At 71.8% G+C, this 16778-nt stretch carries 15 protein-coding genes; 2 read left to right on the plus strand and 13 right to left on the minus strand.

Translation table 11 applies throughout. The annotated features are described in order from the left end of the window. Positions 1-15: 15 nt before the first annotated feature. The gene (topA, locus tag A6A06_RS28260) at positions 16-2889 is read right to left on the minus strand and encodes a type I DNA topoisomerase (protein WP_073764804.1); all 2874 of its coding nucleotides are present in this window, start codon (positions 2887-2889) and stop codon (positions 16-18) included. A gap of 568 nt (positions 2890-3457) precedes the next feature. Between topA and A6A06_RS28265 the strand changes: the two genes are divergently transcribed. Beyond that, positions 3458-3841: a DUF2752 domain-containing protein gene (locus tag A6A06_RS28265; RefSeq protein WP_242441039.1), complete on the plus strand. Its 384-nt coding sequence runs from the start codon at positions 3458-3460 to the stop codon at positions 3839-3841. Between the two features lie 93 nt (positions 3842-3934). On the opposite strand, the gene A6A06_RS28270 is transcribed toward A6A06_RS28265, so the two are convergent. The 7 genes from A6A06_RS28270 to bldG all read right to left on the minus strand — a co-directional run bounded on the left by A6A06_RS28270 (position 3935) and on the right by bldG (position 11786). Continuing rightward, complete coding sequence (locus A6A06_RS28270; protein WP_073765888.1) at positions 3935-4336, minus strand: hypothetical protein; 402 nt, start codon at positions 4334-4336, stop codon at positions 3935-3937. Positions 4337-4620: 284 nt separating this feature from the next. Next, on the minus strand, positions 4621-4812 hold the full coding sequence (locus A6A06_RS28275) for a hypothetical protein (RefSeq protein WP_073764808.1): 192 nt from the start codon (positions 4810-4812) through the stop codon (positions 4621-4623). Between the two features lie 156 nt (positions 4813-4968). Continuing rightward, the gene (locus tag A6A06_RS28280) at positions 4969-6519 is read right to left on the minus strand and encodes a DUF7059 domain-containing protein (protein WP_073764810.1); all 1551 of its coding nucleotides are present in this window, start codon (positions 6517-6519) and stop codon (positions 4969-4971) included. A gap of 205 nt (positions 6520-6724) precedes the next feature. After that, positions 6725-7306: a small secreted protein gene (locus A6A06_RS28285; RefSeq protein WP_073765890.1), complete on the minus strand. Its 582-nt coding sequence runs from the start codon at positions 7304-7306 to the stop codon at positions 6725-6727. A gap of 202 nt (positions 7307-7508) precedes the next feature. Beyond that, on the minus strand, positions 7509-9905 hold the full coding sequence (locus tag A6A06_RS28290) for a sodium-translocating pyrophosphatase (protein ID WP_073764812.1): 2397 nt from the start codon (positions 9903-9905) through the stop codon (positions 7509-7511). 956 nt (positions 9906-10861) lie between these two features. Then, a complete protein-coding gene (locus tag A6A06_RS28295) occupies positions 10862-11335 on the minus strand; it encodes an ATP-binding protein (RefSeq protein WP_073764814.1) in 474 nt (157 codons plus the stop codon). A 109-nt stretch (positions 11336-11444) separates the two neighbouring features. After that, entirely contained in the window at positions 11445-11786 is a 342-nt protein-coding gene (gene bldG / locus A6A06_RS28300) for an anti-sigma factor antagonist BldG (RefSeq protein WP_004571875.1), read from the minus strand. Positions 11787-11841: 55 nt separating this feature from the next. Here bldG and A6A06_RS28305 point away from each other — a divergent pair, with 55 nt between their 5' ends. Further along, positions 11842-14289 (plus strand): DEAD/DEAH box helicase, encoded by a 2448-nt coding sequence (locus tag A6A06_RS28305; protein WP_073764816.1) that lies wholly within the window; start codon positions 11842-11844, stop codon positions 14287-14289. 174 nt (positions 14290-14463) lie between these two features. On the opposite strand, the gene A6A06_RS28310 is transcribed toward A6A06_RS28305, so the two are convergent. The 5 genes from A6A06_RS28310 to A6A06_RS28330 all read right to left on the minus strand — a co-directional run bounded on the left by A6A06_RS28310 (position 14464) and on the right by A6A06_RS28330 (position 16662). Beyond that, positions 14464-14802: a cupin domain-containing protein gene (locus A6A06_RS28310; RefSeq protein WP_073764818.1), complete on the minus strand. Its 339-nt coding sequence runs from the start codon at positions 14800-14802 to the stop codon at positions 14464-14466. A gap of 125 nt (positions 14803-14927) precedes the next feature. Further along, entirely contained in the window at positions 14928-15329 is a 402-nt protein-coding gene (locus A6A06_RS28315) for an Rv3654c family TadE-like protein (protein WP_073764820.1), read from the minus strand. Then, complete coding sequence (locus tag A6A06_RS28320) at positions 15304-15657, minus strand: TadE family type IV pilus minor pilin (RefSeq protein WP_073764822.1); 354 nt, start codon at positions 15655-15657, stop codon at positions 15304-15306. The genes A6A06_RS28315 and A6A06_RS28320 overlap by 26 nt, the downstream gene beginning before the upstream one ends. Continuing rightward, the gene (locus tag A6A06_RS43590) at positions 15650-15967 is read right to left on the minus strand and encodes a DUF4244 domain-containing protein (RefSeq protein WP_338015958.1); all 318 of its coding nucleotides are present in this window, start codon (positions 15965-15967) and stop codon (positions 15650-15652) included. Before A6A06_RS43590 ends, A6A06_RS28320 begins: the two co-directional genes overlap by 8 nt. Positions 15968-16056: 89 nt before the next feature. Then, a complete protein-coding gene (locus A6A06_RS28330; protein WP_338015959.1) occupies positions 16057-16662 on the minus strand; it encodes a type II secretion system F family protein in 606 nt (201 codons plus the stop codon). Positions 16663-16778: the final 116 nt, after the last annotated feature.

Here is a 16778-nt window from a genome sequence, read left to right on the forward strand (position 1 = left end):
GCTCCCCCTGCTCGGCTACTCCGCGCTCTCCGCGCCCGCCGCCGCCTTCTTCGCGGCGGCGGCCGTGGTCTTCTTCGCGGCGGTCGTCTTCTTGGCCGTCGTCGTCTTCTTCGCGGCGGCGGCCGTCGTCTTCTTGGCGGCCGTCTTCTTCGCCGGGGCCTTCTTCGCGGCGGTCTTCTTCGCCGTCGTCTTCTTGGCCGGGGCCTTCTTGGCGGTCTTCTTCTTCGCCGGGCCCTTGGCGCGCTTCTCCGCGAGCAGCTCGTAGCCGCGCTCCGGCGTAATCGACTCGACCTCGTCGTCCCGCCGCAGCGTCGCGTTGGTCTCGCCGTCGGTGACGTACGGGCCGAAGCGGCCGTCCTTGACGACCACCGGGCGCTCGCTGACCGGGTCGGTGCCCAGCTCCTTCAGCGGCGGCTTGGCGGCGGCCCGGCCGCGCTGCTTGGGCTGCGCGTAGATGGCGAGGGCCTGCTCCACGGTGATGTCGAAGAGCTGGTCCTCGGTCTCCAGGGAGCGCGAGTCGGTGCCCTTCTTCAGGTACGGGCCGTAGCGGCCGTTCTGCGCGGTGATCTCGACGCCCTCGGGGTCCTTGCCGACGACGCGCGGCAGCGACATCAGCTTGAGCGCGTCGGCGAGGGTGACGGTGTCCAGGGACATCGACTTGAAGAGCGAGGCGGTGCGCGGCTTGACCGCGTTCTTGCCGGTCTTCGGGGTGCCCTCGGGCAGGATCTCGGTGACGTACGGGCCGTAGCGGCCGTCCTTGGCGACGATCTGGTTGCCGCTGTCCGGGTCCATGCCCAGCTCGAAGTCGCCGCTCGGCTTGGCCAGCAGTTCCTCCGCGTACGCGACGGTCAGCTCGTCGGGCGCCAGGTCCTCCGGCACGTCGGCGCGCTGGTGGCCCTCGGCGTCCTTCTCACCGCGCTCCACGTACGGGCCGTAGCGGCCCACGCGCAGCATGATGCCGTCGCCGACCGGGAAGGAGGAGATCTCCCGGGCGTCGATCGCACCCAGGTCGGTGACCAGTTCCTTCAGGCCGCCGAGGTGGTCGCCGTCACCGTTGCCAGCCTCGGAGGCGGCGCCGGTCGCCTCGCCCTCGCCGAAGTAGAAGCGGCGCAGCCACGGCACGGACTGGGCCTCGCCGCGGGCGATGCGGTCGAGGTCGTCCTCCATCTTGGCGGTGAAGTCGTAGTCGACGAGGCGCCCGAAGTGCTTCTCCAGGAGGTTGACCACGGCGAAGCTCAGGAAGGACGGCACCAGGGCGGTGCCCTTCTTGAAGACGTAGCCGCGGTCCAGGATCGTGCCGATGATCGACGCGTACGTCGACGGGCGGCCGATCTCGCGCTCTTCCAGCTCCTTGACGAGCGTGGCTTCGGTGTAGCGGGCCGGGGGCTTGGTGGCGTGGCCGTCGGCGGTGATCTCCTGCGCGGTCAGCGGGTCGCCCTCGGTGACCTGCGGCAGGCGCCGCTCGCGGTCGTCCAGCTCGGCGTTCGGGTCGTCGGCGCCTTCCACGTACGCCTTGAGGAAGCCGTGGAAGGTGATCGTCTTGCCGGAGGCGCTGAACTCGGCGTCCCGGCCGTCGCTCGCCCGGCCGCCGATCTTGACGGTGACCGAGTTGCCGGTCGCGTCCTTCATCTGGGAGGCGACGGTGCGCTTCCAGATCAGCTCGTACAGCCGGAACTGGTCACCGGTCAGACCGGTCTCCGCGGGGGTGCGGAAACGGTCCCCCGACGGCCGGATCGCCTCGTGCGCCTCCTGCGCGTTCTTGACCTTGCCCGCGTACGAGCGCGGCTTGTCCGGCAGGTAGGAGGCGCCGTACAGCTGCGTCACCTGCGCGCGGGCCGCGGAGATCGCGGTGTCCGAGAGCGTCGTGGAGTCCGTACGCATATAGGTGATGAAGCCGTTCTCGTACAGCTTCTGCGCCACCTGCATGGTGGACTTCGCACCGAAGCCCAGCTTGCGGCTGGCCTCCTGCTGGAGCGTGGTCGTACGGAACGGGGCGTACGGGGAGCGGCGGTACGGCTTGGACTCCACCGAACGGACCGCGAAGTCGGTGTTCTCCAGGGCGGCGGCCAGCGCGCGGGCGTTGGCCTCGTCCAGGTGCAGGACGTCGCTGTTCTTCAGCTGCCCGTTGGAGCCGAAGTCGCGGCCCTGGGCGATACGGCGGCCGTCGACCGACGACAGGCGCGCGGCCAGGGTGGCGGGGTCGCTGGTGTCACCGGCGCGGCCCGTGGAGAACGTGCCGGTCAGGTCCCAGTACTCGGCGGAGCGGAAGGCGATGCGCTCGCGCTCCCGCTCGACGACGAGGCGGGTGGCCACCGACTGCACACGGCCGGCCGACAGGCGCGGCATGACCTTCTTCCACAGGACCGGCGAGACCTCGTAGCCGTAGAGGCGGTCGAGGATGCGGCGGGTCTCCTGGGCGTCGACCAGCTTCTGGTTCAGTTCGCGCGGGTTGGCGACGGCGGCGCGGATCGCGTCCTTGGTGATCTCGTGGAAGACCATCCGGTGGACCGGGACCTTGGGCTTGAGGATCTGCTGGAGGTGCCAGGCGATGGCCTCGCCCTCGCGGTCCTCATCGGTGGCGAGGAAGAGTTCGTCGGACTCGGCCAGCAGCTCCTTGAGCTTCTTGACCTGGTCCTTCTTGTCACTGTTGACGACGTAGATCGGCTGGAAGTCGGCGTCGACGTTCACGCCGAGACGGGCCCAGGGCTCGCCCTTGTACTTCGCCGGGACCTCCGCCGCGCCGTTCGGGAGGTCGCGGATGTGCCCGACGCTGGCCTCGACCACGTAGCCAGGGCCGAGATAGCCCTTGATCGTCTTCGCCTTGGCAGGCGACTCGACGATGACGAGTCGGCGGCCGCCGCCCTGTGCGGTCTCGCTGGTCGGGGACAACTTCGCTCTTCTCTCCGGTCGACGCTGGGGGATAACCCCCGGGCCGGAGCTCTGGGGGACACTGCGGTGACGCTTGACGCTGCGGAGTGTGACGGTACATCCCGCCCTCGTGTCAAACGGAAAAACCCCGCAACGCCACTCGAACGGTAACCCGACTACATGCCTTCACGCCGCCCGGACCGGACACGGACCCCCGCCGGGTCCGGCGCTGGCAGGATGGACGGCGGCCGTATCCGCTCGCTCCACACACCGTCCGTTCTCGTCACGCACTCCCGGGGGTTCCTGCGGCGATGTCGAATATGTACCCGGGGCCGACGCACGGAGTGGCCGGTGCGGGCCCGTACGGGGCGGGGACAATCGCCCGAGCAGGTCATGTTTGTCCTGAATCAGGTCAACTACGCCAGGTCGCTGAGCCCGCGCACTCCCCCGCGTCCGCCTGCCGTCTCCCCGAGCGCCCCCTTGAGCGCCCCCTTGAGCGCCCCCTTGAGCGCCCCCTTGAGCGCCTGGTGAGCGCGCCGTGAGTGCTCCCTCTTCCCCCGGCTCCTCCCCCGGCACGACGCGGAACGCCATACGGAACGCCACGCTCCGCCGGGCCGCGGCAGCCGTCGGCGTCGCGGCACTCGGTGCGGCCTATCTATGGCATACCAATCCCCATGAACCAGGACAGATACTGCTTCCGTGTCCGTTCCGCTGGGCGACCGGGCTGCTGTGCCCGTTGTGCGGGGGGACCCGTCTGGCGTATGACCTGATGCACGGCGACCTCGTGGCGGCCTTCCACGACAACGCCGTCCTGCTGGCTCTGGGGGCGCCGGCCGCCGCGTACACGATCGGGCGGTGGCTGTACGCGGGGCTGCGCGGGCGCCGGTTCCGGGCCCGCATCGGCCCGCGCGGCAACGCCGTCGTCCTCACCGTCGCCGCCGTCTGGATGCTCGTGCGCAATCTCACGGGCTGAAACCGGCCGCCGGGCGCGCCGCGGGGGAAGCGGCGCGCCCGGCATGCCGTGCGTATGTGCGTATATGGGTATGAGTGGTGCCGTAACGCCGCCTCAGCGCACCGTGACCGTGAAGACCGGCGAGATCGCGCCGCCGCCGGCGATCCGCAGCTGGTTGACGCCCTTGATGCCCAGCTTGACGCGGAGCGAGTAGCCGCCGGTCTTGTTGACGCCGACGCCGGCGGGCAGCGAGACCCACTTGGCGCCCTGCTTCTGCTGGACGGCGACCTTGGTGCCGGCCTTGAGGCCCGTGGAGGTGCCGGAGATACGGAATTCCTTCCAGGCCCCGACCGTGCCGACGCTCGCCTTGGCGGTGAGCGTCGCCTTCTGCGGGGCCTTGGCCGTGGCGCTGTGGGCGGCCGGGGCCGCGGGAGCGGCGGAGGCGGCGGCCGCGGTCCCGGCGACGAGTGCGGCGCTGAGAACACCTGCGGCGGCGAGGCGGTATGCACGGTTCATGACGTGTTCCTCCCTGTTGGGCCGGTTGATGGCCTTCACTCAGGAACACGGGCAGATGGCCGTTCCGGTTGCTTCACGGGCGAGTGGTTTTTCCGTTGTGACGGAAGTGAACGGCGCGTGGGAACAAAGCAGTTGAGCGCACAACGACCGGTGCGGGCTCCGGGCGGCGAGGCAATCCCTGCGAAGACGTTCCGGAGCGGCGGCGCGTTCCCTGCCGGGGGCTTTCCGCGGGCGGCCGCTCGGGGCATCGCGTCCCGCCCCGGGCGCGTACGACGGTGCCGCCGCTACAGCAGCAGCCAGCACCCCGTCGCCAGGAACACCGCGCCGAAGAGCACAGCCAGCGTCGTGCCCGTCGACCGGCTCACCCCGTCGGCGACCGGCTCCCCGGTCCGTACGCACACACCCGCCCACACCAGCAGGCCGGCGCCGAACAGCGCGAAGACCGCACCGGCGAAGGCCTCGGGACCACTCTCCATGCGCGCAGGGTGGCACCTCCGGGCGGCGCGGCGACGAACTGCGGATGAATGCCGCGCGTCCGGCCGCCCGTACGGCCTTTCCTTCTCTCCCGCTCCCCAGCTCTCCCGCTCTCCCGCTCTCCCGCTCCCCCGCGACCTCTCGGCCCTCTCGCCCCCTCAGCCCTTCGCCGCCGGTACCGGCTCCAGGAAGCCCTGCTCGACCAGCGTCCGGATCGCTTCCGGCGTACGGTCGCGCAGCAACACCGGATCCTCGCCGACCAGTTGCGCAATCGCGTCGAGGATGCGGCCGGCGGGCAGCGAGCCGTCGCAGACGCCGGCGAAGCCCGCGCCGACCGTGTCCACCTTCGTGGCGCGGCGCATACCGCGGTTCTGCCGCAGCACCACATGCTCCGGGTCCTCCGCGCCGGGCAGCCCGACCTGCTCCTGCACGACCTCGTCGGCGAGCCGGAAATGCCCGGCCAGCAGCGCCGCGTCGTCCGTCGCGCGCAGGTAGTCCTGGCGCTCGAAGTGGCTGACGACCGCGGCACCCAGCGGCTGTTCGACCGGGTGCGGCCACTCCTCGACCGTGATCGACGGGTCGTCCGCGCCGGACTTGCGCAGCGTGATCCACCCGAAGCCGACGGCCTTGGTCTTGCGGGCCTCGAACTCCTCCAGCCAGGCTTCGTAACGCGCCGCGTACTCCTCGGGGCCCGTACGGTGGTCGCCGGCGTCCCGCAGCCACAGCTCCGCGTACTGCGTGACGTCCTGGACCTCGCGCTGCACGATCCACGCGTCGCAGCCGCGCGGCACCCACGAGCGCAGGCGGTCGCGCCAGTCCTCGCCCTCGACGTGCTGCCAGTTGGCGAGGAGCTGGCAGTACCCGCCGTCCTTCAGGTGGGCCGCCGCCTGCTGGACGATGGTGCGGCACAGGTCGTCGCCGCCCATGCCGCCGTCCCGGTAGGTCAGCCGGGCGCCCGGGGAGATCACGAAGGGCGGGTTGGACACGATCAGGTCGTACGTCAGCTCCCCCACCGGGTCGAACAGCGAGCCCTCCCGGAGGTCAGCGGCGGGCGCGCCGGACAGCGCCAGCGTCAGGCCGGCGATCCGCAGCGCCCGCGGGTTGAGGTCCGTGGCCGTGACCTCAGTCGCGTAGGCGGAGGCGTGCAGCGCCTGGATGCCGGAGCCGGTGCCGAGGTCGAGGACCTTGGCGACGGGGGTGCGGACCGTGAGGCCGGCGAGCGTCGTGGACGCGCCGCCGACACCGAGCACCAGCTGCGCGCGGTCCACGCCCGCGGCCTCCTCGGCGGCCCGGATGCCGCCCGCGCCGCCGACCGCGCACCCCAGGTCGGAGACGATCCACCAGTCCTGGCCCTCGGGGCCGCCGTACGGGCGTACGTCCACGCTCGCCCGGACCTCGTCGCCGTCGCGCACCAGCCAGCCGTCGGCGAGGCAGTCGGCCACCGGCAGCGCGGCGGCGGCCCGGTCGTACGGCACCGGGCGCTGGAGCAGGAACAGCCGCACCAGGGTGGACAGCGGGCCGTCGTCCCGGGTCGCGCGGAGCGCCGGGACGGTCTCGCTGCGGGCCAGCGCCGCGTAGGCGGGCGCGCCCAGCAGCTCCAGCAGGCCGTCGGCGGTGAACGCGGCATCGCGCAGCGCGTCGCGCAGCCGGGCCGTGCGGGCGGCGGAGTCGGGGTCTCGAAGGTCAGCGGTGGGGAGGTGCGTACTCACGCTCCCATTGTCAGGCCAACCACTGACAAACGGCCACGGCCCGGCACCCACGACCCGCACGGGCCCGGCGCCCGCCTCCGGCCGCGCGCGGGCGCACCGGCCCGCGCGCGGCGTCCGACGGCGTGTCGGACACCACTCGCGCGGCACCCGGCGGCGTGTCGGACACCGTCCGCACGGCGCCTGACGGCGTGTCGGCCACCCGCCGCTACTTCTTCGGCCCGGCCGACCCGGCACCCTCCGTGGCCTTCTGGTTCTGGCAGCCGGACTGCCCGGCCATCGCCTTGCCGACGTCGCCGGATTCCAGCTTTTTGAACGCCTGTTCGCTCTTCTTGTTGAGCTTGTTGATGCCGTCGGACAGGGTCCGCAGGCCGTCGGCGAACTTGCCCTTGTCCCCGGTGTCCAGGCCGTCGACCTGCTTCTTGAGGTCGCCGTAGCCCTTGGAGAGGTCGTTGAGCTCCTTGACCGCGTTCTTCTGGGACTCCTCGCCGCCGTCGGCGGGCGGCGCGCCCGCCTGGTCCAGCGACTTCGCCAGTGACGCGTAGGCGCCGGAGATCTGCTGGAACGCCTTGGAGTCGGCCTGCTGGACCTTCTTGGAGTCGGTGCCGCCGCTGTCGGCCGTCTGCATGGACGTGTTGGCGTCCTGGATCTTCTTGAACTGGGCCTGGGCGGGGTCGCAGAACTTCTTGGCCCAGTCGTCGAGCTTTTTGTTGCCGTCGTCGCTGCAGCCGGTCAGCGCGAGCATCAGTGCCGCGCCGCCGGACAGCGCGGCCACAAGCGTCTTCTTCACCGGATCGGTCCCTTCCATGGCTCTCGGCCCCGGAACATACACGTCCGAAGCCCCTTGATCATGAGCCGGTCGGTCCGTACGACCCGCATTGCAGCCATTTGCACCAAGGCCGTGCCGCGGCCGGGCGCACGGCAAGGCGGGCGGACGGCGCACTCAAGGCACGCCCTCCGCCCGCCCGTTGAGCGGCACGAACACCCGTCCGCTAGGAGACCACCGCCGGGTCGGCGGTCTGTGCCACCTTCCCGGAGTTGTTGTCTTCGTCACCCACCGCGATGCCGCGGCGCTTGGAGACGTACACCGCGCCGACGATGACCCCGATGGCCACGACGGCGACCACGATCCGCACGCCGACGCTCTTGTCCGCGCCGTAGCTGAACTTCACGACGGCCGGTGCGATCAGCAGCGCCACCAGGTTCATGACCTTCAGCAGCGGGTTGATCGCGGGGCCCGCGGTGTCCTTGAACGGGTCGCCGACCGTGTCGCCGATGACGGTCGCGGCGTGCGCCTCGCTGCCCTTGCCGCCGTGGTGGCCGTCCTCGACCAGCTTCTTCGCGTTGTCCCAGGCGCCTCCGGAGTTGGCGAGGAAGACCGCCATCAGGGTGCCGGTGCCGATGGCGCCGGCGAGGAACGAGCCGAGCGCGCCGACGCCGAGCGAGAAGCCGACGGCGATCGGCGTGAGCACCGCCAGCAGGCCGGGCGTGGTCAGCTCGCGGAGCGCGTCCTTGGTGCAGATGTCCACGACACGCCCGTATTCGGGCTGCTCGGTGTAGTCCATGATCCCGGGCTTCTCGCGGAACTGCCTCCGCACCTCGTAGACGACCGAGCCGGCCGACCGGGACACCGCGTTGATCGCCAGCCCCGAGAAGAGGAAGACGACGGAGGCCCCCAGCACCAGGCCGACCAGGTTGTTCGGCTGGGAGATGTCCAGGCTCAGGCCCATGCCCCGGGCGGTGTCGCCGACCTCCCGTACGGCCGTGGCGATGGCGTCGCGGTACGAGCCGAACAGCGCGGCCGCGGCCAGCACCGCCGTGGCGATGGCGATGCCCTTGGTGATGGCCTTGGTGGTGTTGCCGACGGCGTCGAGGTCGGTGAGGACCTTCGCGCCGTCGCCGGTGACGTCACCGGACATCTCGGCGATGCCCTGCGCGTTGTCGGAGACCGGGCCGAAGGTGTCCATCGCGACGATGACGCCGACGGTGGTCAGCAGGCCGGTGCCGGCCAGCGCCACCGCGAACAGGGCCAGCATGATGGACGTGCCGCCCAGCAGGAACGCGCCGTACACGGACAGCCCGATCAGCACCGCCGAGTAGACGGCCGACTCCAGACCGATGGAGATCCCGGAGAGCACCACCGTCGCCGGGCCGGTCAGCGAGGTCTTGCCGATGTCCCGTACGGGCCGCCGGCTGGTCTCCGTGAAGTAGCCGGTGAGCTGCTGGATGAGCGCGGCCAGCACGATGCCGATGGCGACCGCCACCAGCGCCAGCATCCGCGGGTCGCCGCCGCGGGCCAGGATCGCGGGGTCCGTGACGCCCGACAGGTCGGCGTAGGAGGACGGCAGGTACGTGAAGACGGCGACCGCGACCAGGATCAGCGAGATGGCCGCCGAGATGAAGAAGCCGCGGTTGATGGCGGTCATGCCGCTGCGGTCGGAGCGCCGGGGCGCCACGACGAAGATGCCGATCATGGCCGTGAGCACACCGATGGCCGGGACCAGCAGCGGGAAGGCCAGGCCCGCGTCGCCGAAGGCGGCCATGCCCAGGATGAGGGCGGCGACCAGCGTCACGGCGTACGACTCGAAGAGGTCGGCGGCCATGCCCGCGCAGTCGCCGACGTTGTCGCCCACGTTGTCCGCGATGGTCGCGGCGTTGCGCGGGTCGTCCTCGGGGATGCCCTTCTCGACCTTGCCGACGAGGTCGGCGCCGACGTCCGCGGCCTTGGTGAAGATGCCGCCGCCGACCCGCATGAACATCGCGATCAGTGCGGCACCGAGACCGAAGCCCTCCAGGACCTTGGGGGCGTCGACGGCGTAGACGAGCACCACACAGGACGCGCCCAGCAGGCCGAGCCCCACGGTGAACATGCCGACGACGCCACCCGTACGGAAAGCGATCTTCATGGCCCGGTGCGAAACCGCCGTGAGATCCTTTTTCGCCTCGCCCTCGGCCGGTGTGGCTTCCCGGGCCGCGGCGGCGACGCGCACATTGCTGCGCACCGCCAGCCACATCCCGATATAGCCGGTGGCGGCCGAGAATCCGGCGCCGATCAAGAAGAAGACGCTGCGCCCGGCGCGCTGCGTCCAGTTGTCCGCGGGTAGCAGCATGAGCAGGAAGAACACCACCACGGCGAAAACGCCGAGGGTGCGCAACTGCCGCGCGAGATAGGCATTCGCGCCTTCCTGCACGGCGGCGGCGATCTTCTTCATGCTGTCGGTGCCCTCACCGGCTGCGAGCACTTGCCGCACCAGCACCGCCGCGACGGCCAGCGCCGCGAGCGCCACCACGGCGATCACCAGCACCATGCCGCGGTTGCCCGACGTCAGCGATGGCTCGGCCAGGTAAGAGGGGTGTTCCAGCAACTGAGGGGTGTAAGGCCCCGCCATTCGTCCTCCTTGACGTTTGGCACATGGGCGCGCGGATGCACGCTCAGGCGTCCTGAGCAAAGGTGTGGACGGATTGTAGGTAGCGGCACCAGATCAAAACAGTGCGCCTCAAAGGGAATTCGCCGGTGGCGGCCGAGATCGTTCGAAGAACGGACGGAGATCGGACAGACATCAGGCGAAGAAGCAGCGAAGATCGAAAATAGCGTGGCCGTAGCCGCGTCGCCGCAATTCGCCTGTACGAATGAATGCGAATAATTGGCTGACAACTGAATGATGATCTCAGGGTCCTACCTAACGCCGCTGCTCACGGGGGCCGCGTTCGAATTCCGGGCGGGTACGGCCGGGCTGCCGCCGGGCCGGCGGGCACCGGGTGGCGCGGGGTCCCGCACGGGCGCGCCGGCACGCTCGCACCGTCTTGCGGGGTGCCGGTGACCCTGCGGACGGGCACGGGCGGCGGTACGGGGGTGGTGGCCGCCGGGCGGCCTCGGCTTCCCCGTACCGCCACGGAAGTACGCACTCCGGTAGGGGCCACGCGGCCCCGGGGCGGCGGCGGACCGTACGACCGGTACGGCCGGGTGGGGAGGCGGGAGGGCCCCGCGTACGGGACCCGTGGGTCCGAGGGGCCCTCTGGGCACGAGCGTGCGGATGTGGCCTGAAGAGGGGGGTGGGGGTGACCGGCCCCCGGGTGGCCGGATGGTGCGCCCCCGGCCACGGCACGACGCACGAAAGAGTTGGGGCGCGTACGGCTGAATGGGGGCGCGCGGGTGGGAGGGGACGGCGTGGCGGGGGTGCGAAAGGGGCGCGAGGGCAGCGTGACGGAGCGCGCGGCGTCGGTTCCCCCGACGCGTACGGCTGCACCGGCGCGCGTACGTCAGGGCCGACCCGTACGGCAGAGCCAATCCCTACGGAGGCACCAGCCCCTACGGAGGCACCGACCCTTGCGGAAGCACCAACTCCTACGGAAGCACCGGCGCAGGCGTCGTCGGCCAGCTCATGCGGATGACCCCGCCGCTCTCGCCGGAGGTCACCTCGACGTCGTCGACCAGCCCGCTGATGACCGCGAGCCCCATCTCGTCGTCGCTCTCCGCCGCGTCGCCGTTGTCCGAGGAGGGGCCGCCGGGCAGCGGTTCGCCGTCCATGCTGCGGACGCCGGGCACCGACCCGGCACCGGCCGGGCTGCCCGGGACCTCGTCGCCCACCTCGATGGAGAACTTCTTCTCGTCCTCGACCAGGGCGACCCGCACCGGGGCGGAGATGCCGTTGGTGCGGTGCAGTCCCACCGCACGGGTGCACGCCTCGCCGACGGCGAGCCGAACCTCGTCCAGCACGGCCTCGTCCACGCCGGCCCGCCTCGCCACGGCAGCCGCGACCAGCCGCGCGGTGCGGACGTGCTCGGGAAGGGCGCTGAAGCGGAGTTCGACGGTGGCCATGCCATCCCCCTCGGTATGCGGGCGTGCAACGCAGGGGGGCCGGACCGCCAAGCCCGGTTCCCCCCACTGCTTCCAACCCCCGCGCCTCGGCGCGGGGACCGGCAGGCCGTCAGTCGGTCGCTGCGACGGCTTCGTCGACCGAGGTGTGAATCGGGAACACCTTGGTCAGTCCGGTGATACGGAAGATCTTCAAAATGCGCTCCTGGTTGCAGACCAGGCGCAGCGAGCCCTCATGGGCTCGCACCCGCTTGAGCCCGCCGACCAGAACGCCGAGCCCCGTGGAGTCCAGGAAGTCGACACGCTCCATGTCCACCACGAGGTGGTAGCTTCCGTCGTTCACAAGCTCGACCAGCTGCTCCCGCAGCTTGGGCGCGGTGTATACATCAATCTCGCCACCGACCTCGACGACCGTACGGTCGCCAACGGTCCGGGTCGACAGGGACAGGTCCACGGATCCTCCAGCACCTTGCTATCGAGCGGTCGCCCCCCATGGATCGGCAGCCGCGATGGCATTCAATCACTTACCAGCAGGCGTGCACGACGCCTTGTGCGCATTGTCCGTCACACCGGTGACACACTCGGTGCCGATGGCCTCCAATCAGCTGCCCCCGGACGGGGGCACCAGCCCCTCCCCGCGCACGGTCCTGGACCGTCTCACCCAGGGGGCGTCCCGCGCTACGCGCATCACTCATACGGAGCACTTGCCCCCGCGCATCGGCAGCCATGCGGAATGGCCCGCACGGATCCGTCCGGAGGTGACGGAAGCCGTCCGCGCCGCCGGGATCGAGCGCCCGTGGAGCCATCAGGCCCGTACAGCAGATCATGCCTTGCGGGGCGAATCGGTCGTCATCGCCACCGGTACCGCGTCCGGGAAGTCGCTCGCCTACCTGGTCCCGGTGCTGTCCGGGCTCCTGGACGGCTCGGAGGCCCCCAACGGGCGCGGCGCCACGGCCCTGTACCTCGCGCCCACCAAGGCGCTCGCGGCCGATCAGCGCCGCGCCGTCGGCGAACTCGCCGCCCCGCTCGGTACCGCGGTGCGACCGGCCGTGTACGACGGCGACACGCCGGTCGAAGAACGCGAATGGGTGCGCCAGTACGGCAACTACGTCCTGACCAACCCCGACATGCTGCACCTGGGCATCCTCCCGGCGCACCCCCGCTGGTCCGCCTTCCTGCGCGCCCTGCGCTACGTCGTCATCGACGAGTGCCACACCTACCGCGGCGTCTTCGGCTCGCACGTGTCCCAGGTCATACGACGCCTCCGGCGTGTCTGTGCCCGCTACGGCTCCGAACCGGTCTTCCTGCTGGCCTCCGCGACCGCCGCCGAACCGGCACAGGCGGCCGAGCGGCTGACCGGACTGCCCGTGGCCGAGGTGACGGAAGACACCTCGCCGCGCGGCGAGGTGGTCTTCGCCCTGTGGGAGCCGCCGCTGACGGAACTGCACGGCGAGCAGGGCGCCCCCGTCCGCCGGACCGCCACCGCCGAGACCGCCGACCTGCTGACCGACCTCGCCCTCCAGGACGTACGCACGGTCGCCTTCGTACGGTCCCGGCGCGGCGCCGAGCTGATCGCCCTCATCGCGCAGGAACGGCTGGGGGCGGTCGACCGGTCGCTGGCGCACCGGGTGGCCGCCTACCGGGGCGGCTACCTGCCCGAGGAGCGGCGCGCCCTGGAACGCGCCCTGCACACCGGCGACCTGCTGGGCCTCGCCGCCACCACGGCCCTGGAGCTGGGCGTGGACGTCTCCGGCCTCGACGCCGTCCTGATCGCCGGCTATCCGGGCACCCGCGCCTCGCTGTGGCAGCAGGCCGGGCGCGCGGGCCGCGCCGGACAGGGCGCGCTCGCCGTCCTCGTCGCCCGCGACGACCCGCTGGACACCTACCTGGTCCACCACCCGGAAGCGCTGTTCGACCAGCCCGTCGAGTCCACCGTCCTGGACCCGGACAATCCGTACGTCCTGGCCCCGCACCTGTGTGCGGCCGCCGCGGAACTTCCGCTCACCGAGGACGATTTCGACCTGTTCGGCCCGGCGGCGCCGGGGCTGCTCCCCTCCCTGGAGGCCCGCAAGCTGCTGCGCCGCCGCGCCAAGGCGTGGCACTGGACCCGCCGCGAGCGGGCCGCCGACCTCGCCGACATCCGCGGGCAGGGCGGCTCGCCCGTGCAGGTCGTGGAGGCGGGCACCGGACGTCTGCTGGGCACGGTGGACGCGGCCGCCGCGCACACCACCGTCCACGACGGCGCCGTCCACCTCCATCAGGGCCGTACGTATCTGGTCGAACGCCTGGACCTGGAGGACGACGTGGCGCTCGTCCAGGAGGCCAACCCGCCGTATTCGACGACCGCGCGGGACACCACAGCCGTCTCCATCCTGGAGACCGAGACGGAGATCGCCTGGGGCGACGCCCGGCTGTGCTTCGGCTCCGTCGAGGTCACCAATCAGGTCGTCTCCTATCTGCGCCGACGGCTCATCACGGGCGAGGTGCTGGGCGAGAGCAAGCTGGACCTGCCGCCCCGTACGCTGCGCACCCGGGCCGTGTGGTGGACCGTCACCGAGGACCAGCTCGACGCGGCCCGCGTCAACCCCGAGCAGCTCGGCGGCGCCCTGCACGCCGCCGAACACGCCTCGATCGGCCTGCTGCCGCTGTTCGCCACCTGCGACCGCTGGGACATCGGCGGCGTCTCCCTGCCTCTGCACCCCGACACCCTCCTTCCCACCGTCTTCGTCTACGACGGCCAGCCGGGCGGCGCCGGGTTCGCCGAACGCGCCTTCCACACCGCCCCCGAGTGGCTCGCCGCCACCCGCAAGGCCATCGCCTCCTGCGAGTGCGAGGCCGGCTGCCCGTCCTGCATCCAGTCCCCCAAGTGCGGCAACGGCAACGACCCCCTCCACAAGCGAGGCGCCGTACGCCTCCTCACCGAACTCCTCAAGAACGCGCCGGAACCGGCTTCCTGAGATCCAGCAGGAACGTTCAGGGGCGACTCGGGTCTCGGCGGCCTTCTCCCGCGCCCTGCGCGAAAACGCGCTCGGGGCTGCCGGAGCTGCGGAAGCAGCGGAAGCGGCGGGACCTGCCTAAGCTGCCGGACCTGCCGGATCGCTCGCGCCTCGGGCTGCTGCAACTGCCCGCCGTTACGGCCGTGTCGGCGCACCTGGAGAACCGCCGTCCTCACCCACCCCCTCGACGATCATCAACGTGCCGCGGCTCCCCGCGCGGACCGCGTGGGACGCACCCGCCGGGACCATGTACATCTCGCCCTGCCCCACGGACACGGCCGCGCCGTCCACCGACAGTTCCAGCCTGCCGTCGAGCACGAACAGCGCCTCGCCCCCCTCGTGGGCTTCCTCCTCTCCCGGCAACTCGTCCATACGCAGCACCTTCAGACAGGCCGCGCTCACCCGCCCCAGAGAACGGGAACTCCAGGCTTCCGGCAGGGCGGCCGCCACTCCCCGTACGTCGATCACACTCATGGCATGCCTCCCGGCGGACCCTCCGGTCCTGCCCGAAGAGCCCGCACGTCGCGATCAATGGATGACCGGGACGCTATCCGGGCAGGGGCGTCGGGTGGTCGACCGTTCGGCAAAACCTCGGGCGGTCACGCCGGTTGCCGGGCCGGGGCGCCCGGCCCGGGTATCGGCTCGGCGCTCCGGCCCACCGTCGTCGGCGGGCCTGCGCGGGCGCGGATGTCCGAGGCGAACGGGCCGGTACGAGCGCGGGCCGTGACGTCCGCGACGGCGCCTCGTACGGTGCAGCGCAGCAGGTGAGCGCCCTGTGCCGCCGCCACCCCGCGAGCGGCGTCGCACGCTGCCGACGCGCCCTGGAGTGCCGTGTCCGCCGCCGCCAGAGCCGCCAGATCAGCCGCCGCGCCCGCGCGGTGACGTGTCACCACCGCCTGGGCCATGGCGATCACCACCGCGAACACCGTGCACAGCGCCATCGCCGCGAACACCGCCCACACCGTGGCCGAACCCTCATCGCCCCACCGTTTCTTCCGCAAGAGCCGTCGCCTCCCCCCGGAGTGTCAGCGTCAGCGGGCCGACGCCGGGCGACGCCGCCTCGACCCGTACGCGCACATGGTCGCCCTGCCTGTCCAGCGCCACCCGCGCCCCCGGCGGCGCCGCGTCCCGGACCACTGCGCCGACGGCCGCCGACGGCTCCGACCGAGCCGCGGCACGGGCCCCCGCCCGTGCCGCGTCCACACACTGGATCTGCGCGCAGGCGGCCATCAGCCCCCACAGGAGCAGCCCCGTGAACAGGGCCAGCGCCGGGATCACCAGGGCCGTTTCCGCCGTCACGTACCCCCCGTCGCGGTCGTCGTCAGACATGGACGCCGAGGGCCTTCCCGATCAACGCGCGCAGTGCCGCCTCCACGGCGCCGCCCGACAGCACCTTGTAGAGCACCGCCGCCGCGGCACACGCCGCCAGGGTCCCCAGGGCGTACTCCGCCGTGATCATGCCCCGGTCCACCGAAGCCCGGCTCCGATCCGCCGAAGCCCGGCCTCGGCCCGCCGGAACCCGGCCCCGGTGCACCGAAGCCCTGCGCCGCAACCACTGCCGTACACACATCGCTTCCCCACTTCCCCCTGGATAACTGCCTTCTCGTTGCCTGTCAGTCGGCGTGTTCCATAAGCCCATCAACAGCCCTTCAACAGCCCTTCGACTGCCCTCCGGCAGCCCTCCAACATCCCCTCGACCGTCCCCCCGATCCGCTAAGTGACACCCCGTCAGTTGTGCTGCGCCATGAGCGCCGAAGCCAGGCCGATCAGGACCGGTACGACGCCGAGCGCGAGGAAGGCGGGCAGGAAACACGCGGTCAGCGGGAGCGTGATCAGCACTCCGGCCCGCCGGGCCCGTTCGGCCGACGCGCGGCACGCCTGCGCCCGCAGCTCCGCAGCGATCCGGGAGACGCCCTCCACGGCCGGGACCCCGGATATCCCCGCCCGCTCCATGTACGTGGCCAGCCCCTGGGCGCCGGGGAGCGCGCCGAAACGCCGCCACGTCGTCGCGGGGTCGCCGCCCAGCCGGAGTTCGGCGGCCACGCGCCGCAGCCGCTCGCCGACGGTTCCGCCGAGCGACCGCCCCACCGCCTCGGCGGACTCCCGCGGTCCGGCCCCCGCCGCCAGGCAGGCCGCCAGCAGGTCCGCGGCCGGTGCCAGCGCCGCGCGCAGGCCGTTCTCGGCCGTCTGCCGCGCGGCCCGCGCCTTCGTACGGCGCTGCCACCGCCCGGCTCCGTATGCCACGGCGAGTCCGAGTACGCCACCGGCCACTCCGCCGACGAGAATGACCACGAAACCCGCCACCACGGCGGCCCCCGCCCGTTCCCGGATCACCCCCGTCCACCGATGTCCCCGGCTCCGCTGCCGCACCGGTCTCCGGCCCGTACCGCCGTTGCGCCGCGCGCCCTCGGCCAGGACTGCCCGCGCCCGTCGCCGCACGGCCCGTATGC

This window comes from Streptomyces sp. CB02923, assembly GCF_001905005.1.
GTDB lineage: Bacteria > Actinomycetota > Actinomycetes > Streptomycetales > Streptomycetaceae > Streptomyces.